This is a genomic window from Chitinophaga sp. GbtcB8 (assembly GCF_019091455.1).
Taxonomy (GTDB): Bacteria; Bacteroidota; Bacteroidia; order Chitinophagales; family Chitinophagaceae; genus Chitinophaga.
Map to the genome: position 1 here is coordinate 60637 of NZ_JAGXJN010000019.1, position 22228 is coordinate 82864.

A 22228-nucleotide genomic window follows, 5' to 3' on the forward strand; every position below is an offset into this window, starting at 1 on the left:
GCGCAGCACTCACCATCCAATCCCATAATCTTCCCCGTGGTTGCTGGGGCCGCCCCAGAAGCTGCCATGCTGCCAGTCGAAATAAATGGCATTAATGGGGCCGGAGGTGCGCTCCTGGTAATCTATCTTATATCCTAATTGTTTCAGCTCTTTCCGTGTCCAGAAGGGTGTGTTTTGCTGCAGGGTTAAGCCGCCGGGTTTGCGCTCATGTGCGCCAAAGGAGGAGTACATCTGGTAGCTGTTAAAGTTGGCTGCTTCCACGGCTTCCTGCACATTCATGCCAAACTCCACTACGTTCAGGAAGAACTGCAGCAGATTCTGGTCCTGGCTATCGCCACCCTGCACGGCAAACGACAGGTACGGTTTCCCATCTTTCAATGCCAGTGTAGGCGTAAGCGTTACCTTCGGATGTTTACCGGGTTCCATTACATTAAACGGGCTTTCCTTTTCATCCAGCACAAAACTTTGCATACGCTGGCTCATACCTACCCCGGTGTGGCCTGCAATAGTGGCCGGTAACCAGCCGCCGCTGGGCGTTACGGATACTACCCAGCCTTCTGCATCGGCAGCTTCTACGGAGGTAGTGCCGCTCAGGAATGTTTGCAGGAAAGGGTCATCCAGGCCATGAATGGGCTCATCCGGTTTATACACCGCAGTATGGCCCCAGGTTTTTAACAGGTTAAAATAAGGGTTCTGCTTACCGCCGCCTTCAAAGGGGTAAGGATCGCCGGGGCCTATCATGGTATCATTCTGCTCCTGGTTAATAGTGCGGGCGCGCTCCTTTGCATATGCTTTGGAAAGCAGGCCTTTCATGGGCTCTTCCGGCGGAAAGTACGGATCGCCATAATAAAAATCCCGGTCGGCAAAGGCCATGCTCATAGCCTGGTACACAGTATGTATATAACGGGTGGAGTTGTAGCCCATCCCTTTCAGGTCAAAATTTTCCAGGATGTTCAGCGCCTGCAGTAAGGCCGGGCCTTGTGTCCATTGGGAAAGCTTGTACACTTCAATGCCTTTGTAGGTAACCATCATGGGTTCTTCTATATGCACTTTCCAGTTGGCCAGGTCAGGCAGGGTAATAAGGCCACCCTGCTCCTGGCAGCCACGTACAAATTCCTGTGCAATATCGCCTTTATAAAACCGGTCGTAGGCCGCATACAGCGCCTCTTTGCGGGACTTGCCCTTTTTCAGCGCAGCCTGTTCCGCATCTACCAGCTTTTGTAACGTAGCTAAGAGGTCCTGCTGGCGAAAGATTTCACCGGCATCCGGCGCCACACGCGCACGGCCCGGATGTGTAAAGAACACCTGTTTGGAGTACGGCCATTGTGTGATCCACTTTTTGTATTCCTGGATGCTGTTGGCGGTCTGGCCTTCTATGGGGTAACCTTTGGCCAGCTCCATGGCAGGGGCCAGCACTTCTTTCAAGCTTTTGGTACCATACTCCGCCAGCATGGTAATAATGCCGCCTGGTGTGCCGGGCGTTACGGCCGATAGCGGTCCGTATTCCGGCGGGTATTTCATGTTCTTTTGCTTATAAAAAGCAGGAGTAGCACCGGTGGGTGCTACTCCTAATGCATTAATGCCAATTACTTTTTTTGTTTTCGGATTGTAGATGAGGGCCTGTGTTTCGCCACCCCAGCTCAATACATCCCACATGGTAGAGGTAGCGGCTATCATGGCGCAGGCAGCATCTACCGCGTTACCACCCTGCTGAAATATCATGGAGCCGGCCGTTGCTGCCAGCGGCTTGCCGGTAATGGCCATCCAGTGCTGGCCATGTAAAACAGGTTTTTGTGTGGCCTGACAAAATACCAGCAGGGGCAGGCATAACAATAACAGGGTGAGTGGATATTTCCTCATAGCAATAGATATTGGTTGCGATACCAATAAAATTACTGCTTTGTTAATTGTTAAACCTGCAAAATAGATGAACGGTCCTACCGGTTCTCGAAATAATCAAAAGCATCAATAATATCCAGGTAGGCGCCATCAAAATGGCTGTTCAATACCTTTTTCAGGTAGGAGCTGTCGTTACCGAATATTACGTTTTTCCAGTCAGCGTTCCAGTACTCCACATAATAGTTGCCTTCCCAGTTGGGATCTTCTGCGCTGATGAAGGGCGGGTTACCCACGCCCCAGCCTGTTTTCCAGTAATAACGGTAATCCTCTGCTTCGCCAATAGACAGGTAACAGATCACCAGGCGCTTACCACCGTTGGCTTTGGTTTTCAGCCGGTCTATTTCTGCAGCGGTAAAAGGATTGTTGGTGTCAATGAACAGGTCCATCAGCACCAAATCATAATTAGTAGCTGCAACGGCATTAATGAACTGGGTCTTGTTGGAATAGTTCTCCGGATTAATAAGGTAAAGGAAGTTTTTTGCCTGTGATAAGCTGGTAATGTTATTACTGTTCACACCATATGGTTGTACGGGGTAGTTGGGAATATTATCCAGCTCCCGGTGGTTGGCGGCAAAAGAAGTATAACCGTTAGTGTTATTGCTGCTGTAAGACTTGTCCATATTAGTCTTGCTGCTGCAATAATCAGTAACCAGCACTTTCTTGCTTGCCTTAATGCGGTTCAGGAATTCGCGCAGGTACAGGTTGTCATCAGAAGGGGTGGGCACATTATCATCGGTGTAACCATAGAAAAGATCCTCCTGGCCTACACCATCAATGGCCTGAATATAAGACTGGGCCAGTGTTCCATCACTTTCACCGTTAGTGGTAATAAGCTCAATGCCGTTTTGCGGAATAATGGCAAACTGCGGGTTCTGTGCTTTTGCATACTGGCTGATGCCGATCACAAAGTTGCGCATCTCCTCCCGGTAATCAATTACAGCAGGCGTAGCTTTTATTTTGGATGAAGGTGTGGATGGTAATGCAGGCTCCGGTACATCGGAATGAGTACAGGCGGTTAAGCCTAAAATGATAACTAGCGCTACAGATAGCGGGTAAATGGTTTTCATAAAGATAGGGTTGATGGTTTTTTCTAAAACGTTACATTGCTCAAAATGTTATACAGCAATAATAAATTAAAACTGTCTTGAGTTATAAGTAATAGTTATTCAGCAACTACCAAATCTAAAAATGAAAAATAATTGTTGAAAAAAATTATGAAAAATCGTTTTAGCTATTTAAATTGTGAGCACAACCGATTGAAGAACTTATTGTATGTAGTAGGATTTCGTTTAAAGGCCCACGTCAGCAGTGTAATCCCGATTCCGCGTTATCAGTTTAACTAACAATGCCTTGAAAACTAGTCCAGAGCCTATTTCCATAAGAATGTTTATCACCGTAAAGCACATTTTAAAATTCCACAATTCTAGCACATGCAGGTTCAAATTTTACTAGCAAATGGCCATACTATCCGTATGCCCGTACCTCACCCGTACACGTCTCCACCATCGCTTTTACAACATCCGCTATTGATCTATTACAAGGTCGGTAGCTAAATCTGTTTCCGTAAAGCAACATTATTAAGCCCGGTGTAAGTGCAAGCTTACGCACAGGGTTTGTATTGCCAAATCTTCACTTATGACAACACAATGTTACGCCATCCCGTGCAAACGGGTGGCAGGGGCCATTGTCTGCTTACTGCTGTCTGCCGGCAGTTATGCGCAAAGCGTGTACAAGAGCAAAGACACCAGCAGTATCTCGTCTTCCACAGACAGTATCAGCTGGCTAAAAAAAATACCGCTGCAGGCCAGGGACACTATTGGACATTTACCAAATAATGAACTGTTCCTTTATAACAACAAAGCAGGCGCCATATCTGAAGCGGATATGGACGAGGTAAGAAAAATGCCTTACAACAGCATTGACCAGATGCTGAACGGCAGGGTAACGGGCGTGGATATACGTACACCCAGCGCAGAACCCGGCAAACGTACCAGCGTATTTATCAGGGGCACATCTACCTTACTGCTCAAAAACAGTGACCTGTTCTATGCACAGCCTACCTATATTGTAGATGGGGTGCCGCTGATGCCGGAACACGCCTTCCCGTACGACATACAGCGCTTTGATTTCAACCGGCTGGGAACAGAAAGCAACCTGCTCTCTTTCCTGGATGTAAATGATATTGCCAGCATAGAAGTGCTGAAAGATTTTGCAGCCAGCGCCAGATACGGCCCCCTGGCCGCTAACGGCATTATCAACATCACCACCAAAGGCCCGCGCTCCGGACGCATGAAAGTATCAGTAAATTCCTGGATAGGCCTTTCTATTAAACCTACGGTAAACACGGTTAACGGCGAGTATGAGCGCAATTTCCGCCTGCCTTTTTACCAGCAATACGCCAATGAATCACAATGGCGCAATTTTCCGCGGTACCTGGCAGATTCCACACAGGCCCGGTACTTTGGGGCAGCAGACTGGGACGACCTCTATTACCGCAATGCTTTAAGCAATGGTATACAAGCCGCAGTAAGCGGCGGCAACCGCCTTGCCAATTTCCGCTTTAGCCTGGGCCGCACCGCACAACAAGGCGTGGCAGACCATACAGGCATGAACCGGTACGACATTAATTTTGGCATTAACCTGATGCCCGTAAGGAACCTGATGCTCACCACCTTCATTAACGGCTCCACGCTTACCCGCGACCGTAATGAATTTATCCGGGACCGCGCCGGTGATGAGGATTACCTGGTGAATTTTGAAAATCCGCCATCGCCAAACAAACAATACTTACAGCAGTATTATACGTACCTGAAAGATGGGCTGAACCGGAACCGGAACAATAATGCGCGCATACTTGCCAACCTGCATTACACGCTGGGCCCTGACTGGGCGCTGAACACCCGCTTCAGCATTGACTATGGGCAAAACTTCCGGGATCTGTTCATACCCACCACCATCAATGACGGCAACAACTTCGTATCCAACTTTGACGGGTTAAGCCGGCGTATGGTGCTGGATAATTCCATACGGTACGATCACACTTTTGTAAGTAAACACCATATAGATGTAACGCTGGGTCAATACGCACAGTGGGACAAGTGGCGCTACGATTACGGCAAAGCTTATAAAGGCCGCAGTGATTATATTAAGATCTACAAACCAGGCGACGACTCCAATAAGGAAGGCGTATTCGGCAACCTGCGCCTGCAGGCTAACTATAAGGACTATACGCAAAGCAACGTAGCCTCTTTTTACACCAACATAGGGTATAATTACCTGGAAAAATATTTTGTGAACCTGTACCTGCGGCAAGATGGCAGCTCCAACGTGCCGGCGGATAGCCGCTGGCTGTTCTCTCCCACCTTATCCGCAGCCTGGAAGATCAGCAATGAAGAATTTCTGCACGGCTCACGCTGGCTAAGCACTTTGAACCTGCGAGCCAGCTACGGCCGTGTGGGACGCGTATTAATGGATGAGTATTACAAAGGCGGGCCCATTTACAATGTGGACATTGGCTGGGATGGTAACCCCAACACAGCTACCTACAACGCCTTTCCCGCCATTAACGCGGCCTTTGGCACCGGTTATGTAACCAGCAATTTAAAATGGCCTTATGTAGAGCAGCTGAATGTAGGCCTGGATGTAGGTTTACTGAACGACCGCATTCATGCTACGCTGGATGTGTACTCCAAAACAGACCGCGACCTGCTGCTGAAAATTCCCGTGATGGAAGAAACCGGTTATACCGGCCTTGTTAAGAACGGTATGGACATCCGCAACTACGGTTACGAAGTAGCCATTGATGCAGATGTGATCCGCGGCAAAAAGTTCCAGTGGAGCACCGGCATCTCAGCCTACACCAATCAAAACAAGCTGCTGGCTATGCCGGATGGTTTAACAGATATGCTGATAGGTAACCGCCGCTTACTGGTAGGCAAACCAACAGACCGTTACTGGCTGCTGATCAACGATGGTATTTACAACAGCGATGCAGAGGTTCCCACCAACCCTTCCAACGGCCACAAAATGACGTACCAGGGCGCTACCCTGCATGCAGGCGATCCCAAATGGAAAGACCTGAACGGCGATTACGTGATCAATGATGCAGACCGGGTAATGAAGGGGCGGCAAGTACCGGCAATACAGGGTTATTTCAGCAACACCTTCCGTTACAAACAGCTGGAGCTGCAGGTACAGTGCAACTACGCCTTTGGCCGTAAGATCATTAACCAGGCTATGGCCGACCATTTTGATTTTGCGCAGCGCGAAGGGCTGGATGATGTAAAAGGTATTAAGGAAGTGAACTTCTGGTCTAAGATAGACGGCGATTATAACAAGTACCCGCTGTATAATCCCTGGAGCCCTGTAAATGCTTACCAGCCGGACCAGACGCTGTTCCTGGAAGACGGTTCTTTCATAAAGCTGCGTTCTGTTACGCTCACCTATAACCTGAACGCTCCCTGGATGCAGCGCGCCGGTATTGAGCAGCTGCGCATTTATGGTACTGCCAATAACATATGGAGATGGACGCGCTACTCCGGCGGCGACCCGGAAGCGGTGGACTACTTTGGTTATGACCAGGGTTATTACAACTGGGCAGCACCGCGCAGCTTTACGTTAGGTTTCAACTTTCAATTCTAAAAACTATTGCCATGCGATATACAATAGTGATCTTATCAGGCTTGTTGCTGCTGGCCAGCTCCTGCAGCAAAATGCTGGATCAGCCCTCCAAGCGCGCGCTTACAGAAGAGAACATGTGGCAGAATAAAAATGATGCCCGTGCCGCTGTTTATGGCTGTTATGCCCTAATACGCGCCGCATTAATGAATGAAAATGCCCATTGGGTATATGGTGATCTGCGGGGTGGCGACTTTCGCGTTACCAAACGCGGCGACCTGCAGGCACTGGTGGATAATAACCTGAACGCCAGTTATGCCACTGTCGATCAATGGCGCGACTGGCGCCGGTTTTATGCCGCCATTGCCCAATGCAACCTGGCCATTGAAAAATTGCCGGAAGTGCCCAAGCGTGATTACCGCTACTCTAACAATGATATGGAGCTGGACCGCTCGCAGGTACGTTTCCTGCGCGCCTTTCTCTACTATTACATTGTAAGGGTGTGGGGCGATGTGCCTTTAATTACCAGCTCGCCCAACGGCACATTTACGCCTACCCCAAGAACCAACCAGCAGCAGGTGCTGGACTTTGCTATACAGGACGGGCTGGCCGCTGCTTATGGCCTGCCATGGAAGTACAACGGCCAGTCGCCGGAGCAGCAGGGTGATTACCAGGGACAGGGTGAAGGCCACCATACATCCATTGCCGCCACCCGCGGTATGGCCTATACCTTACTGGCGCACCTGTATGCCTGGAAAGGAGATTATGCCAATGCCCTGCAAAACACGCGTGCCGTAATAGATAACCAGGGGCAAACCGGTTATAACTTTGTAAGCACCGCCGATCTTACCCGCCTGGATGGCTCTTTCCGCGGCCGTGGCTTCAGCAATATTTTCCAGATAGACCTCAACTTTGACCACGCAGAATTTTCCACTACCGGGCAGCTGGAAGACTGGACGCTGCGCTCACCGGATATTCCCAAAAGCGAATCTGAGATCTATATACCCAAAGACAGCATACTGAGTATTTACAGTGAAAGCGGCGATCAGCGCGCTACCCTGTTCTTTGACCAGCTGAATGATGCCTACCCGGTATTCTATAAAATGAAGCAGGTGAACAGCGCGGTAAAAAATCCAACACTCCGCTTTTATACATCCGCCATCATCATTTTCCGGTATGAGGAGCTGTATCTGCTGCAGGCAGAGTGTAAAGCGCGTTTAGGCATGTCCGATGCAACAGGTGATCTCAACAGCATACGCACCCGCCGCGGTTTAAAATCCCTGCCCGGTAATCCCTCGCAGGAAGCCCTGCTGGACGCCATTTTCCTGGAACGCAGGCGTGAGCTGATAGGCGAAGGCTGGTACTGGTTTGACCTGATACATTTCAACAAAGTATCGCGGTACACCCAATTCACCCAGGCAGATGTAGATAATGGCGCTGCTTACTGGCCCGTGTCTAAACAGGCACTTTCCACCAACAGCGCACTGGTACAAAATAATTTCTGGAAATAATGTTTGCTGTTATGAAAATGAGCTTACAACAATTCACCGCCCATAGTACCCGCCCACAATGGTACGCCGGCGCCCTGCTGTTGCTGCTGGTAATAGCAGCTTGTAAAAAAGATAATACTTACCGGAATGCCAAACCCACTGCAGAAGTGCCGGTAAACACCTATGACTTCCTGAAAAGTCAGCAGGGTTTGTATGATACCTTATTATACCTGGTTGATAAAGCCGGCCTTACAGATACGCTGAAAAATGAGAACATCACTTTTTTTGCGCCGCAGGATTACAGCATTAAAACTGCGCTGTACAACCTGAACTTCAGCCGGGGTAAATATGGTTTTAAAGGCGACTGGACGCTGGACAGCGTACCGGCAGCTGTATGGGATACCCTGCTGCGCCGCTACATGATGCGGGGTAAGGTAGGCGCTGATTCCCTGCAATATGCAGATGGGGTGATGCTTAACACACTGGCCTACAATTACCAGATGAACGGCAAATCAGTACCTACCGCTGCTTCCGGCATCTCCAACGGCGGCCCGCTGGTATTACAGTATAGTGATATGAACCGCTCCCGTTTTATCAGGGACTGGTCTACCTCCATTACCCAAAGCATAGATCTGAAAACGGCCAATGGCTGGCTGCATGTGCTGGAAAGCAAACATGTATTCGGCTTTGTGTCTTTGGTGCCCATGGCTTTCCCTTATTCACTGAACCCTATACAATCGCCCTACCTGGGATTGCCATCCCCCATACCCGGCACTATTGAGTTTGAGGATTATGATGATGGCGGTGAGGGACTTGCTTACCACGATAATGATGGCGGCAACAACGGCAACCAGTACCGCACAGAAGCAGTAGATATTGAAAACTGCAGTGAAGGCACTTATAATGTGGGCTGGACCGGTGGTTCCGAATGGCTGGAATACACGGTAGAAGTGGCCGCAGACGGCGCCTATGCCGTGGCCCTGCGTATGGCATCCGGCGGTGGCGGCGGAAATTTCCGGCTGGAAATGGATGGCGTAAATGTCAGCGGTACCGTGCATTGCAACGATACCGGCGGCTGGCAGAACTGGGTAACGGTAAATACCACGGTGAACCTTACTGCAGGCAAACACATCCTGCGGTTCTATGAAGAATCCGGCGGTTACAATATCAACAGAATGATCTTCTACAAACTTTAATTCCCCGCACTATGCAACGTTATAAACCTTATCTCATTATGCTCCTGCTGCTGGCCACAGCCATGGCAGGATGTTACAAACACATGGTGCCGGATGAAAAGGACTTTTTCAGCACCAACATGAACTATAACCGGACCAACTTCCCGGTGAACTTAGGCCGTACTAACGTGTACTCCTATATTTTTAATGCAGACTATTCCACGCAGCCGCTAACCTTTACGCTGGAGAATGTACGCCATGCCGATAGCAGCGCTGCACCGGAGCTGCTGGAAAAAGTAGCCACCCGGCAATGGAAAACCTATTACAGCGGTTTAGAAAAGACCATTGCGGAAATTGAAGACAAACGCAGCACCGTACAGGCACAGGTGCTGGATATACGCCCGCACTCCGGTGAAATATTTTTCTGGAATACGGATTCCGCCCGCATTAAACCCGGCCTCTATTACTTTGATGTGCGCGTGAAAAATAATGGCGGTGAAAAAGTGTTCAAGAACATGGTGCTGGATGTGCGCCGCCCGCGCCCTTATGAGCCATATGAGTTTGATGATATTACCGGCATCCGCAAAGCATGGGACCAGGGCGGCATTACGCACCCTGACCTTAGCGGCGTGGTAGACCAGTTTAACCTGAACCTGCCCCGGGATAGCGTGAATGTATACTTCCGCAAAACAGATATAAAAGGCAATACGCTTACGTTCAAAATTTTTGATAAGGATTCTGTAGCTATTCCCTTTTCCAATTTCAACCTCACACAATGGGACAGCCTGCGTTACCGAACCGGTTCAATTGGTTTGGATGTACCCTTTGGCTTTAACCGGCGTATGAGCGCTGACAGCACCATTCTTACGTATGATGTTACCAGCCCCTTTCCCATACTGGCCGATGTTTCCGGCAACTCAGACAAAGCCTATATCGCATTCCAGTATAACCGCATATCCTTTGGGCACCGGTACAATGCAGGCATAGGGCTCAGCTTAGCCATTTATGAACCCGGCGACTGGGAAGTGGTGTTCAAGTTCAAGGTGAATCCAAAATTTCAGGACGATTAAAATTACTATGTATGTATAAATGTTATTACAACCTGCTGGCCTTACTGCTTATTCCCCTGCTGCTTTGCAGCAGCAAAGCCTTTGCCCAGCAAACCATTACTGTAAAAGGCAGGATACAGGATGCCATTAGCCGTGAAGGGCTGCCCGGCGTTACCATCATAGATGTGCAGGCCAAAAAGGGCCTGGGCTTAACGGACGTGCAGGGTAATTTTTCCTTTACCATACAGGAAGGCAGAATGGTGCAGTTCCGTTTTGTAGGATATAAGGATCAAACGCTGAAGGTTAACAAAACTACGCTGAACCTTCTACTTTCACCGGAGAACCGTTCCCTGAAAGAGGCCGTGATAGTGGGCTACCAGAAACGCACCAAGGAAACCGTATCCGGCTCAGTAGCCGTGATCTCCGGCAGGGACCTGCAGGATGTGCCGGTATCCAGCGTGCAGGAGCTGTTACAGGGTAAGGTAGCCGGCTTAAATATCCAGAACAATACCGGCGCACCGGGCTTCCGGGGCACCGTATCCATACGCGGTATTTCCCAGCTCAACATCACCGGTACCGGCGACCAGACTTACCTGGCCACCAATAACCCGCTGCTGGTAATAGATAACGTACCGGTGGATTATGACGGCGGCTTTTCTCAATCCATGTTACAACCAGGTGCTGCCACCGGGCCACTGGCGCTGATACCGCCGGATGATATACAATCCATAGAGATCATGAAAGATGCGCAGGCCACCTCCCTGTACGGTTCCCGCGGCGCTAACGGCGTAATTGTAATTACTACCAAGCGCGGTAACTCACCTACGCCGGTGATTGATGTGAACAGCAGTGTGTTCATTAACCTGGCCCCGCAGCTGCGGCCTACCTGGGGTGGCGCTTTGGAAAGGCAATACCGCATTAATTCCATTTTATATCACAGCCGCAATATGCAGGAAGCGCGCGACCGGCTGGAAGCCGCCCAGTTCCTGACAGACAGCCTGAACAGCTTTTACAATAACTCTACTAACTGGCAGGGATTGTTTTACCAAACCACCATCAATACCCAGAACAATGTGCAGATAAGCGGGGGCAGCTCCAAGCTGAATTACAAGGCTAACATGGCGTACCAGCGTAACGAGGGTGTAATTAAGAACACCGGTTTTGACAAGTACAGCCTGAACATGCAGCTGAACATACAGCCCAGTACAAAGCTGCGCATCAGCACCCAGCTGTTTGGCGCCCTGGGACAAAAGCAGCGCGGTAATGGCGGCGGCTTAACAGGCAATGGCGCCGGTAATGCCTTCACCTCCTCCCTGCTGCCCGGCCCTTCCCAGTTTGTAGGCAACCCGCAGTTTGACGGGTATGAGAACAACATGGATGATAACAACACCATTAACCTGCGCGGGTTTGTGGATATGGATTATGAGATCTTCCATAACATACGCGTGAACTCCATTACCTCTTACGATTATTATACAGATACCCGCGACCGTTTTAACCAGGCCTTTGCCAACAACAACCAAACCCTGTTGTATGGCTTTGTGGGCCGGCATGATGAGCTGAATACACGCAACGGCATTAACTACAATTTCAGCAGCGACCCGGCCAATGTGGAAAGAGGGCATAACCTGTATGCCAGTGTGTTCAGTGAAGTGAATATTAAAACGGATAATCAGCACATACGCGATGTACGCAACGGGCCCAGTGATTATTTCTGGGGGCCGCGTGGTTACTCGCCCCGTTTTTATCCCGGCAACCCCTGGAATGACGGAGGCAATACCAACGATAATGGTACCAGCGTATCTTACCTGTACCATGCCTTATCCTGGGCAGGTTTTGTTTCCTATAATTTCCGCACCAAGTATAGTATAGATCTTTCTTACCGGTTGGATGGCAACTCCTCTGCAGGTATCAATAACCCCTATACGAAAAACCCGGCCATTGGTTTGCGCTGGAACTTTGGTAAGGAAAACCTGATGCGCCGCTTTAACTGGCTTGACTATGGGTCCGTACGTGTAACCTATGGCTCCAACAGCCGCGCTGCTGCTACACTGCCCAACTTCCTGGGCATTTACCAGGTGTATAACAACTATAACAACAGCCCGGCCATTGCGCCCAATTTTGATGTAATGGCCAACCAGTCCCTGGAGCCGGAAAAATCGAACCAGTTCAACTTTGGTGTAGACCTGGGCCTGTTCAAAGGGCGGCTGGAATTTATTTATGACACCTATTTCAAAAAATCGTTTAACCTGATCCGTGATCTATACCTGCCGGATGTTACCGGTTTTAACCGCGTACAGGTAAATGGCGCCAGCGTGGTGAACTACGGGCATGAGCTTACGATCACTGCGCGGCCCATTTCCTCACCCATTCAGCAGAATTTTCAATGGATGATAAGTGTGAACGGCGCATATAACCGCGGCGTGCTAACACAGCTGCCCGGCGGCGTACAGTTTTACCGGCAGGCGCAGGGCGCCCCTTATTATGAGGAGCTGGCGCTGAAAGTAGGCCGTAACCCCATTAGCAATTACCTGTATGAAACCCAGGGCATTTACTCCCAGACGGGCGATGTACCGGTAGACCCTGTGCGGGGCGTACGCTACAAATCATTCCGCGGTAATGGCACCCAGTATTTCCAGGGCGGTGATCCCCGCTGGAGGGATGTAAATGGCGATTATGCACTGGACGATGCTGATGACAATGTGATCACCGGTAACCCGGACCCGCTGATAACAGGCGGTATCACCAACACCTTCAGCTACCGCAACTTTGCGCTGAACATTTTCTGCTCTTACCTTATTAAGCGCAGCATTATGAATAATGCCATGGCAGCGCGTTTATACCGTGCGCAGTACCCGGATGCAACTTATATCACCGGTACGGCAGAAGGGCCTGTGAACTACTATGATCTTAGCAAGATCAATTACTGGAAGAACCCCGGTGATAATGCGCAATACCCCGCGGTAGGCGACATTTTCCACGGGCAGGATGTAATACCCAACCGCCTGGACCAAACGCTGTTCCAGGAAGATGGTTCTTACTTTAAGCTGAACCAGGTAACGCTGAGCTACACTTTCCGCAACCAGGATTTTATGCGGCGGTTGAAAATACGGATGCTCAGAACCTACTTCACGGCTTATAACGTAGCCATCTTTTCACCTTACTCCGGTCCTAACCCGGAAACGGTGACCTCCCTGGGCCGTGATGATATTAACGGGTACCCCTCTGCCACCAGCTTTGCGCTGGGCTTTGCGGTACAATTCTAACAATGTAAAAGATGAAGATCATGCAAACACGCTTTAAAATAGGATTGCTCGTTGGCTTGTTGGCATTTACTGTTTCCTGCAAAAAGTTCCTGGAGGTAAAGCCGGTGGATACCCTCTCCGGCAGTGAGTTCTGGAAGAACCAGGATGATGCGGTGAAAGGTATTAACGGCGCGTACCGCCTGCTGCTGGATAAATTCCTGGAATCTACCCTGTACAATACAGGCGATTTCCGCGCCGGATGGTGGAACTGGTTTAACAAGCGCAACCTGGCCGCTTTAGGCCGTAATGATATGCTGGGCGGTGACCTCGGCAGCTCCGATAACTCCGCCGGTCCTAAGAACTGGACACAGTTTTACAAGGCCATAGCTGCCGCCAATTTATGTATAGACCGTATACCCGGTATAGAAGATCCCGCCTTTAGTGTGCAGGACCGCAAGGCGTTGGTGGCTGAAGCCCGCTTTATACGCGCCTTCACCTACTTTTATATGGTACGGCTATACGGAGATGTGCCACTGCAGCTGGACCCGTATGAAACGGCCATTAAGCCCCGTGCAGATATGATCGCTGTGCTGGATACCTGCATAGCAGACCTGCGCAGCTGCGAGCAGGATCTGCCCATAACCTACGACGATCCCACCAACCGCGCAGTACGCGCTACCCGTGGCGGAGCGCTTACTTTAATGGCGCACATGTATATGTGGAAAGCCGGTTTTGATGCAGCGCACAAACAGGAATGCTGGCAGCAAACCGCCGCACTGGGCAAACAGGTAATGGACCTGGGTGTATACGAGCTGCTGCCTTACACCAAGGAAACCTTTCAAACCATTTTCAAAGGCCGTTCCCTGGAAGGTATTTTTGAGCTGTCGCTGGACATAAACTATGGTGTACAATTCCACTCCCTAATAGCGCAGTGGGTATTGCATGAGCCCATTATTCACAGCAGTGGCGACCTGTATGGCGGTTTCGGTTCTGAGATCACGCCTAAACGTTTATTCCTGGATAAGATCTATCCAGCCGGTGAGCCGGACAAACGTTTTGACCTGTGGTTTGATGATCCGTACAGTAATGCCAACCCACAGTCGGCCATGTACCTGAAGTTCTCTTCTGTATCCAATCCCAGCACGCGCGACTATGACGCCAACTTCCTGATATTCCGTTATGCGGACCTGCTGCTGCTGCGTGCAGAAGCATTGGCCAACCTGGGAAACCAGGATGCGGAAGCTATTACGCTGCTGAACATGGTACGCACCCGTGCCGGCGCCCGCAACTACAGCGGAGGTGGCGGCCCTGCCTTGCAGGATGCCATTTTCCTGGAACGCGCTAAAGAGCTGTGGGGCGAGGGGCATTTTTATTATGACCTGGTACGCACCGGCCGTGTAATGGACCGCAACCAGTGTGAGAACTACCTTACACCGGAGCAGTTCCAGCGCCGCGCATGGACCTGGCCTATAGACCTGGGTGCGGTAAAGAACAATCCCCTGATCATACAAAATGAATTTTGGTCCAGATAAAACCTGTGTTATGAAAAAATTATGGTCCATTGCAGGCTTGCTGCTGCTCACGGTGCTGTTGTTCAACGCCTGTAAAAAAGATTATTACGTGGATGGCGGTTTAGCCAATCCCAAGTACGACGGCAGCATTTATGATTACCTGAAAAATACGCCTTACTGGTTTGATACCATTACGTATATCATTGACCGTGCGGGCATGAAAGACATGCTGAACAACGATTCCGTTACTTTTTTTGCACCCACGGACGATGCGGTGAAGGTAGTAATGAACGCCCTGAATGATTACCGTTACTACAACGTGGAAGATTCCGTACACCTGCAGGATATAGACCCGGAAGTATGGCGGTACTTCCTTTCCATGTATGTGCTGAAAGGGAAATACCTGGCCAAACAATTTGCGCGGGTAGACCCTGTTAACGTGTACGCCTATCCCGGCATTAACTACGTAATGGATGGGGGCTACGTGCTGAACATAGGCCTCATTTACCAGAACTACAATAATGTGGAAGCAGTGGGGGCCCGCATTATACGGCTAACAGACATAACCTACGACCCGCAGAATTTCCAGAACAATCCATCCATACTGATCGCCACTTCAGACATACAGCCCCGGAACGGCGTGCTGCATGTGCTGAACAACAACCATGTATTTGGTTTCCGGGGCGGCACTTTTGTACGGATGGCAGAACAATACCTGTTGAGATAAAAACATTACCAGATGAAAATACTTCGATTTTTTACAGGGATCATAATAGCCGGTATTTGCCTGCAGGCCTGCAGTAAGGATGATGTGGCCAGCAGCGGCAAAGACCCTTATAAGGATACGGTATCGCCGGCAATCCTCATCAGCAAAGGCGGCGTATTGCCGGACAGGGGACATATTAATGACGAGATCATTATCCGTGGCAAAGGGTTTAAGGCGCACCAGCAGGAGCTCTCCATCCTGTTCAACGGGCAACCCGGCACGCTGGTAGATGTAACTGATTCCAGCGTAAAAGTAAAAGTGCCCGTTTTTGCCAGCACCGGCAACATTACGGCGCAGGTAGGACAGCAGTATTTCTTTGGTCCCTTTTTCCGTGTAATGGGGACCATGGAAACGGATACCGTGTACCCCAGCTCCCGTGGTGCAGATAATTATATACAGGATATTATACCCGTTGAAGGCGGCAAATTCCTGATAGTGGGCGATTTCACCAACTTTGACAATGCCAACATTGACGGAGGTGTAAACCGCGTAGCACGCATAAACGGCGATGGTACCATTGACCGCTCTTTCCGTTACGGTAAAAATACCGGTGCACCGGCAACCGTGGTAAAAGCCGCTGCCATGCCGGATGGCAGGTACCTGGTAGCCGGCAGCTTTGCCAGCTATGAAGGGCTGCCCTATGTAAGCAGCATTGCACGCCTGTATAACGCCGGTGGTTTGGAAACGGAAAATATAACGCGGCCTTCCGGCAAAGTGCAGCCGGTATCTGCCCTGAAAGGCGGTGTATCCGGTGTGGTAACCGGTTTGCATTTGCAGCAGGATGGGAAGATGATAGTAGTAGGTTACTTCCGTTATTATGTAAAGCCTAATTACAACCTGGTATCTGTAACGGGAGGCGATTCACTGCACCTTGATTCTACCATGGTGAACTTTATGGCACGCCTGCATCCGGATGGTACGCTGGACACCTCTTACAACTACGACCTGGTGAACCATCGTGGTAAAGAAGGCGCGAACGGCGCCATCAATAAATCTCTTTACCTACCGGATGGCAAAGTGCTGATCGTAGGTAATTTTACCAAATATAACGGGCAGCCCGCACAGCGCATTGCACGCATTAATACAGACGGCAGCCTTGACCCCACGTTCAAAAGCAACGAGGGTGCGAACTTTCAGATATTTGATGTAGCGCAGCAGCCGGATGGTAAGTTTATTCTAAGCGGTTTATTCAGCACCTATGGTGGCCTGGCGGTGCCCAATATAGTGCGCCTGACGCCGGACGGCAGCCTGGACCCATCATTACAGGTAGGTACTGGGGCTGAGGGTTGGATATTTAACATCAGTATAATGCCGCAGGGACAGATCCTTTTATCGGGGGGCTTCACTGCGTTTAATGGTGTAAGGCGTAATAACTTCGTGGTATTAAACCCGGACGGCAGCCTGCATACTACCTATAATACCAATGGCGGTATTAACATGGGCACCAATGATGTGAACGCGGCTTTTACTAAAGTGCTGCAGCTACCGGATGACCATTCCATGCTGGCAGTGGGCGGCTTTACAAGGTTTGACTTCCGGCCATGTAACCGGATCGTGCGGATAAAGTACCAGTAACAATAATATTTATCAGCACCATTAATGCGCCGCCAATGCAGAACAACGGCCACTGGCCAATATTCCAGAGACCAATACCAATGGCCGACCCACAGGCGCCGCCAATGAAAGTGCTGGTCATAAATACGGTGTTAAAGCGATTGCGCGCTTCCGGCATTATGGAGTAGATGATGGTTTGATTAGAGATCTGAATGGTCTGGTGCCCCACATCTACCAGTATAATGCCCAGTATAAGCAGGTACAGGCTGCCGCCTGTAAAATAGAATGCTACGAAGCTAAGCAGCTCCATGAGCAGTCCTATCCATATATTCAGCTGTGTGCCCTTGCCATCACTGCGTTTACCCACCAGTGGCGATGCAAGGGCACTTGCAGCTCCGGCCAGCCCAAACAGCCCAATAACGGAGCTTTTATAATTAAACGGCGGTGCAGACAGGAACAATACCATGGTTACCCAAAAGCCGCTGAGCGCTGCAAAGCTCATAAAGTTGCGGAAAGCAGCCATGCGTAATGCCGGCTGTGTACGGATATAATATAACAGCGATGCCATTAGCTGGCTGTAGGTACCATTAAAAGCAGGATGGCTTTGCGGAAAACGCAGGCGCATTAATATAAACAGCACAGCGCAGATACCGGCTGCCATAAAATAAATTTCCTGCCATCCGAAAATAGCGCCCAAAGTACCGCTCACAGAGCGGGATGCCAGTATACCCACAATTACCCCACCCATAATAGCGCCTATAACGCTGCCCCGCTTTTCATCTGAAGCAAGATGCGCACCCAGCGGTATTATCAGCTGCACAGCAATAGAGCTTAGCCCTACCAGGAAACTGGCTATCTGCAATACAAAAAAAGTAGGCGACATAGCGGCCAGGGACAAGGATAACATGGCAGCCACCATACAAATAAGGATCTGCTTGCGGCGCTCCATAATATCGCCCAAAGGCACCAGCAACAACAGGCCGCAGGCATAACCTATTTGCGTAAGCCAGGCAATGCGGCCGGCACGGCTTTCCGTGATGTGAAAGTCTTTGGCAATCAACGGTATCAGCGGCTGGCAATAATAGATGTTAGCTACCACCAGCCCGCAGCAGGCTGACATAAATAATGTATCCGATTTACGTAATGGTTGGCTGTGCATGGGCTCCCTGATTTTCTGGCCCTGCAAAGCTAGAAAAAAGTAGTAGCTAATTTTGTAATTTAAAGCTATGATACGGATACCATTTGCACAGCTGGAACAGGCGTTCAGAAAAGTATTACTGCAGCTTAATTTCCCTGAAAAAAGGGCGGCTCTGTGCGCCCACATCTTTGCCAGCAACAGCCGGGACGGCGTACACTCACACGGGTTAAACCGCTTTCCTGTATTTGTACAATATGTGAAAGAAGGGCTGGTGCACCCGGATGCAGAACCCACGCTGCTGGAAAAGAACGGCCTTCTTGAAACCTGGACGGGCAACCTGGGCGCGGGCATGTATAACGCCACGGCCTGTATGCAGCGCGCTATTGAGCTGGCGCAGGCCAACGGTATTGGCTGCGTGGCCATTCAAAACACCAACCACTGGATGCGGGGCGGCACCTATGGCTGGCAGGCAGCCAATGCGGGTTGTATTGGCATTTGCTTTACCAATGCTATTGCCGGTATGCCTGCCTGGGGCGGAGTGGATCCGGTGCTGGGCAATAATCCTTTAGTGATAGCGGTACCGCGGGCAGAAGGGCATATTGTGCTGGACATGGCTATGTCGCAATTCTCATATGGCAAAATGCAGGAGCATGAATTAAAACAGGAGCAGCTGCCGGTAGTAGGCGGTTATGATGATAACGGGGAGCTAACCACGGACCCCGTAGTGATCCGCAACAACAAACGCGCTTTGCCCATTGGTTTCTGGAAAGGCTCAGGCCTGGCTATGGTGCTGGATGTGCTGCTGGTGGCCCTTAGCGGCGGCCGCTCCACCGGGCAGATCACGGCAGATAAAAAAGAGTTTGGCGTATCCCAGTGTTTCATTGCTTTGCATAAACCCGATCTGCATGCTGCTTTAATAGAAGAAATTTTAACGTATACCAAAGGCAGCACACCGGCTACACGGGGTGGGCGTATAGCCTACCCCGGTGAAAATACTTTGCGCAAACGCCTGCAAAGTGAAAAAGAAGGCGTGCTGGTGAATGAGGAGATATGGGCGCAGGTACAGGCCATGTAAGGGCACAATGTTTGATCTTTAAAGGCCTGTTCTCACAGCACAAAATAATTTTATTATGAAACCATACATCATTTGCCACATGTTATGCTCCATTGATGGCAGGATACAGGCGGAAAACTGGCCCCAGGCTGCAAAAGGCTTTCCACAATATGAAAAAACCGGCGAGGTAGAAAAAGCAGATGCCTGGTTTTGCGGACGCATTACCATGCAGCAGCATTTTACCATAGCAGCGCCTGTTCTTGCACCTGGAGGTAAAACAGTACAGCGGATAGATTATGTGGCCACTACAGCAGCGGATCCCTTTGCCATAGCTGTAGATGCGCATGGCAAGCTGGGATGGGACAGCCCTGAAATTGATGGCGACCATGTAATTGCAGTACTTACTGAACAGGTGCCGGATGCTTACCTGGCCTACCTGCAGAAGCAAGGCGTGTCTTACATTTTTGGTGGTAAGCAGGACATTAATTTCAGCACCGTGCTGGAAAAGCTGAACAAGCTGTTTAACATTCAGAAAATAAAGCTGGAAGGTGGCGGAAAAATAAACGGGGCCTTACATGCTGAAGGGTTAATTGATGCATACAGTGTGCTTTACTACCCCATAGCAGATGGAACAGATAGCCCTACGCTGCTGGATACGGATCTGGATGCAGCCCGGTTACCGGCGGTAGCTTTGAAACTAACACACCTGGAGCAATTGGAGGATAGTATTATCTGGGCGAAGTATGATGTAGTGAAATAAAGTGGGGCTGGCTAAAAAGAATGTAAAATGTAAAATTTTAAATCATAAATGTAAAAGTAAAATGCCGCGAACATGGGCCTACCTTGTTTCGCGGCATTTTACTTTTACATTTTAAATTTTACATTTATGATTTTGCATTTTGCAGTTAATCTTCCCGGCTTCCGTCATCGGCCATCCGCACCATTTTAGGCGTGAACTTTGCCACTACAGCCACCAGCTCCTGCTGCGCAGCCATTACTACATTGATATCTTTATAAGCCATCGGCGCTTCATCTAAGCCGGCACCTATCAACGTTACTTCGTTTGCCTTTAATATTGCTTTAAAGTCATCTTTTGAAATGTTCTGCACTGCTTTGGTACGGCTCATTTGCCGTCCGGCGCCATGGGAGGCGGAGTTTACAGACAGCTCTTCACCCTTACCACGTACCAGGAAACCAGGGGCTGTCATGCTGCCCGGTATAATACCCATTACGCCTTTACCTGCCGGTGTAGCGCCTTTCCGGTGCACGATCACTTCTTCACCATTCCAGATCTCTTTCCAGGCAAAGTTGTGGTGGTTCTCTATTTTAGCTAATACCTGTCCACCAACGGCCTGCGTTAATTTCTGGTGTATCACCGCATGGCAGGCAGCAGCATAATCACCGGCCAGGTTCATAGCCAGCCAGTCCTCCTGTCCCGCTTCAGTATCCATATCCAGGTAGGCCAGGTTAGCGGCTTCCTGCGGGAGTTTACACAGCTGTTTTGCCAGCCGGGTATAATAACCCGCAATGGTAGCGCCCAGGCCACGTGAACCGGAGTGTGTTAACAATGCCAGGTAAGTGCCCTTATCAATGTTCAGGGCTTCATCCCGCTCTGTAAATTCAATTTTACCAAATTCTACAAAGTGGTTACCACCGCCGGAGCTTCCCAGCTGGGTCCAGGCTTTATCATGCAGCTGTTTAATGAAAGGTGTTAAGTTAAACTCATCCCGTTCCAGTACCGCATGGTCTGCCTTATGGTGGCCGTGGAAACCCGCGCCTGCACCAAACTTGGTATGGGCGATCAATTCACGTTTATACTTGGCCGTATTTTCCAGGAAATGCGTTTCCGGTATATCAAAAATGGTTAAGGCCATACGGCAACCAATATCCACCCCTACACCGTACGGGATGATGGCATTTTTGGTAGCCAGCACACCGCCTATTGGCAGGCCGTAACCCTGGTGTGCATCCGGCATTAAAGCACCGGCAACTGTTACCGGCAGCTTCATGGCAGTAGCCATTTGTTTACGGGCGCCTTCTTCTATATGTGCAGCGCCGTATATAGCATATTGTTTTGCATCAGTATTCAGCGCTATGGTACCATCTGCAGCAGCATTGGCATCTTCAATAATAATAGTGGCCAAAACTTCCAGCGTTTCATGGTCCAGGTAATTTTCCGGCTGCTCTTTCACTGCTTTTAACAGCTCCAGTGCAGCGGCAGTTTCCATAGCGGCCATGGCAGGCTGCTGCAGCAATTCCAGTGCAGCGCCTAACGCACGTCCCTGTGGGTAACCAATGGCTAAAAGATCTTTACCGCTTATAGTTCTTTTCATGATTGTTAGTCATTTAAAGTTGTTGATAAAAATGGTGGTTACTAATCCACCAGCAGCTTAGTAACTGCAGCGGTGTTACGCGCCCATTCCAGGGTGTAGCTTTCATCGGCATCTGCTGTTTCCAGCTCCTGCAAATGTTGTGCTTCGGCTTTTATACGCAGCAGCTGGCCAATGGTTAATTTGCTGTTCAGGCGTTTTAACATGTTGGTTACGTTCTTAGTATCCAGGTTTTGTACCACCTGGCCATCAAACGGCAATTCCATCCACACTATTTCTTTGGCAGCTACTGCCAGCACTCCAAATACCAGGCCTTTATCCAGCCCGCCGGTAACACGCACCTGGTGCTGCACACAAGACGGATCATAGGCTACGCCTGTTCTTTCGGAGATCTTCATTG

General features: G+C 49.8%; 15 protein-coding genes. 10 read left to right on the forward strand and 5 right to left on the reverse strand.

Annotated elements, in window-relative coordinates; all coding sequences use genetic code 11:
* Positions 1–9 precede the first annotated feature (9 nt).
* Complete coding sequence (locus KVT36_RS17410) at positions 10–1860, reverse strand: gamma-glutamyltransferase family protein (protein ID WP_217604738.1); 1851 nt, start codon at positions 1858–1860, stop codon at positions 10–12.
* A 77-nt stretch (positions 1861–1937) separates the two neighbouring features.
* On the reverse strand, positions 1938–2966 hold the full coding sequence (locus tag KVT36_RS17415) for an endo alpha-1,4 polygalactosaminidase (protein WP_217604739.1): 1029 nt from the start codon (positions 2964–2966) through the stop codon (positions 1938–1940).
* A gap of 568 nt (positions 2967–3534) precedes the next feature.
* On the opposite strand from KVT36_RS17415, the gene KVT36_RS17420 reads away from it, so the two are divergent.
* The 8 genes from KVT36_RS17420 to KVT36_RS17455 are packed head-to-tail and all read left to right on the forward strand — an operon-like array spanning position 3535 to position 17327.
* The gene (locus tag KVT36_RS17420) at positions 3535–6540 is read left to right on the forward strand and encodes a SusC/RagA family TonB-linked outer membrane protein (RefSeq protein WP_217604740.1); all 3006 of its coding nucleotides are present in this window, start codon (positions 3535–3537) and stop codon (positions 6538–6540) included.
* A gap of 11 nt (positions 6541–6551) precedes the next feature.
* Positions 6552–8027, forward strand: a complete 1476-nt coding sequence (locus KVT36_RS17425) for a RagB/SusD family nutrient uptake outer membrane protein (RefSeq protein WP_217604741.1) — start codon at positions 6552–6554, stop codon at positions 8025–8027.
* Positions 8028–8038: 11 nt separating this feature from the next.
* Positions 8039–9202, forward strand: coding sequence for a carbohydrate-binding protein (locus KVT36_RS17430; RefSeq protein ID WP_217604742.1), 1164 nt, complete (start codon positions 8039–8041; stop codon positions 9200–9202).
* 11 nt (positions 9203–9213) lie between these two features.
* A complete protein-coding gene (locus tag KVT36_RS17435; RefSeq protein WP_217604743.1) occupies positions 9214–10251 on the forward strand; it encodes a DUF5007 domain-containing protein in 1038 nt (345 codons plus the stop codon).
* An 11-nt stretch (positions 10252–10262) separates the two neighbouring features.
* Positions 10263–13496: a SusC/RagA family TonB-linked outer membrane protein gene (locus KVT36_RS17440; protein ID WP_217604744.1), complete on the forward strand. Its 3234-nt coding sequence runs from the start codon at positions 10263–10265 to the stop codon at positions 13494–13496.
* A gap of 20 nt (positions 13497–13516) precedes the next feature.
* Entirely contained in the window at positions 13517–15007 is a 1491-nt protein-coding gene (locus KVT36_RS17445; protein ID WP_217604745.1) for a RagB/SusD family nutrient uptake outer membrane protein, read from the forward strand.
* Positions 15008–15017: 10 nt separating this feature from the next.
* Positions 15018–15713: a fasciclin domain-containing protein gene (locus KVT36_RS17450; RefSeq protein ID WP_217604746.1), complete on the forward strand. Its 696-nt coding sequence runs from the start codon at positions 15018–15020 to the stop codon at positions 15711–15713.
* 12 nt (positions 15714–15725) lie between these two features.
* Positions 15726–17327 (forward strand): IPT/TIG domain-containing protein, encoded by a 1602-nt coding sequence (locus KVT36_RS17455; protein WP_217604747.1) that lies wholly within the window; start codon positions 15726–15728, stop codon positions 17325–17327.
* Here KVT36_RS17455 and KVT36_RS17460 read toward each other — a convergent pair.
* Positions 17272–18426, reverse strand: a complete 1155-nt coding sequence (locus KVT36_RS17460; protein WP_254640063.1) for an MFS transporter — start codon at positions 18424–18426, stop codon at positions 17272–17274. The two genes, KVT36_RS17455 and KVT36_RS17460, sit on opposite strands and share 56 nt — an antisense overlap.
* Before the next feature lie 106 nt (positions 18427–18532).
* On the opposite strand from KVT36_RS17460, the gene yiaK reads away from it, so the two are divergent.
* Both yiaK and KVT36_RS17470 read left to right on the forward strand, forming a co-directional pair.
* A complete protein-coding gene (gene yiaK, locus KVT36_RS17465; protein ID WP_217604749.1) occupies positions 18533–19519 on the forward strand; it encodes a 3-dehydro-L-gulonate 2-dehydrogenase in 987 nt (328 codons plus the stop codon).
* Positions 19520–19574: 55 nt separating this feature from the next.
* Positions 19575–20258 (forward strand): dihydrofolate reductase family protein, encoded by a 684-nt coding sequence (locus tag KVT36_RS17470; RefSeq protein ID WP_217604750.1) that lies wholly within the window; start codon positions 19575–19577, stop codon positions 20256–20258.
* 145 nt (positions 20259–20403) lie between these two features.
* Here the strand turns inward: KVT36_RS17470 and KVT36_RS17475 are convergent, their stop codons facing one another.
* Together KVT36_RS17475 and KVT36_RS17480 are read right to left on the reverse strand one after the other, a co-directional pair.
* Positions 20404–21831 (reverse strand): RtcB family protein, encoded by a 1428-nt coding sequence (locus KVT36_RS17475; protein WP_254640064.1) that lies wholly within the window; start codon positions 21829–21831, stop codon positions 20404–20406.
* Between the two features lie 41 nt (positions 21832–21872).
* On the reverse strand, positions 21873–22226 hold the full coding sequence (locus KVT36_RS17480; protein WP_217604751.1) for a hypothetical protein: 354 nt from the start codon (positions 22224–22226) through the stop codon (positions 21873–21875).
* Positions 22227–22228: the final 2 nt, after the last annotated feature.

Coding starts and splice junctions, on each gene's coding strand:
- KVT36_RS17445 (WP_217604745.1), top strand. CDS start 13,517: ATGCAAACACGCTTTAAAATAGGATTGCTCGTTGGCTTGTTGGCATTT.
- yiaK (WP_217604749.1), top strand. CDS start 18,533: ATGATACGGATACCATTTGCACAGCTGGAACAGGCGTTCAGAAAAGTA.
- KVT36_RS17415 (WP_217604739.1), bottom strand. CDS start 2,966: ATGAAAACCATTTACCCGCTATCTGTAGCGCTAGTTATCATTTTAGGC.
- KVT36_RS17475 (WP_254640064.1), bottom strand. CDS start 21,831: ATGAAAAGAACTATAAGCGGTAAAGATCTTTTAGCCATTGGTTACCCA.
- KVT36_RS17420 (WP_217604740.1), top strand. CDS start 3,535: ATGACAACACAATGTTACGCCATCCCGTGCAAACGGGTGGCAGGGGCC.
- KVT36_RS17455 (WP_217604747.1), top strand. CDS start 15,726: ATGAAAATACTTCGATTTTTTACAGGGATCATAATAGCCGGTATTTGC.
- KVT36_RS17450 (WP_217604746.1), top strand. CDS start 15,018: ATGAAAAAATTATGGTCCATTGCAGGCTTGCTGCTGCTCACGGTGCTG.
- KVT36_RS17480 (WP_217604751.1), bottom strand. CDS start 22,226: ATGAAGATCTCCGAAAGAACAGGCGTAGCCTATGATCCGTCTTGTGTG.
- KVT36_RS17440 (WP_217604744.1), top strand. CDS start 10,263: ATGTATAAATGTTATTACAACCTGCTGGCCTTACTGCTTATTCCCCTG.
- KVT36_RS17430 (WP_217604742.1), top strand. CDS start 8,039: ATGAAAATGAGCTTACAACAATTCACCGCCCATAGTACCCGCCCACAA.
- KVT36_RS17410 (WP_217604738.1), bottom strand. CDS start 1,860: ATGAGGAAATATCCACTCACCCTGTTATTGTTATGCCTGCCCCTGCTG.
- KVT36_RS17470 (WP_217604750.1), top strand. CDS start 19,575: ATGAAACCATACATCATTTGCCACATGTTATGCTCCATTGATGGCAGG.
- KVT36_RS17460 (WP_254640063.1), bottom strand. CDS start 18,426: ATGTCAGCCTGCTGCGGGCTGGTGGTAGCTAACATCTATTATTGCCAG.
- KVT36_RS17435 (WP_217604743.1), top strand. CDS start 9,214: ATGCAACGTTATAAACCTTATCTCATTATGCTCCTGCTGCTGGCCACA.
- KVT36_RS17425 (WP_217604741.1), top strand. CDS start 6,552: ATGCGATATACAATAGTGATCTTATCAGGCTTGTTGCTGCTGGCCAGC.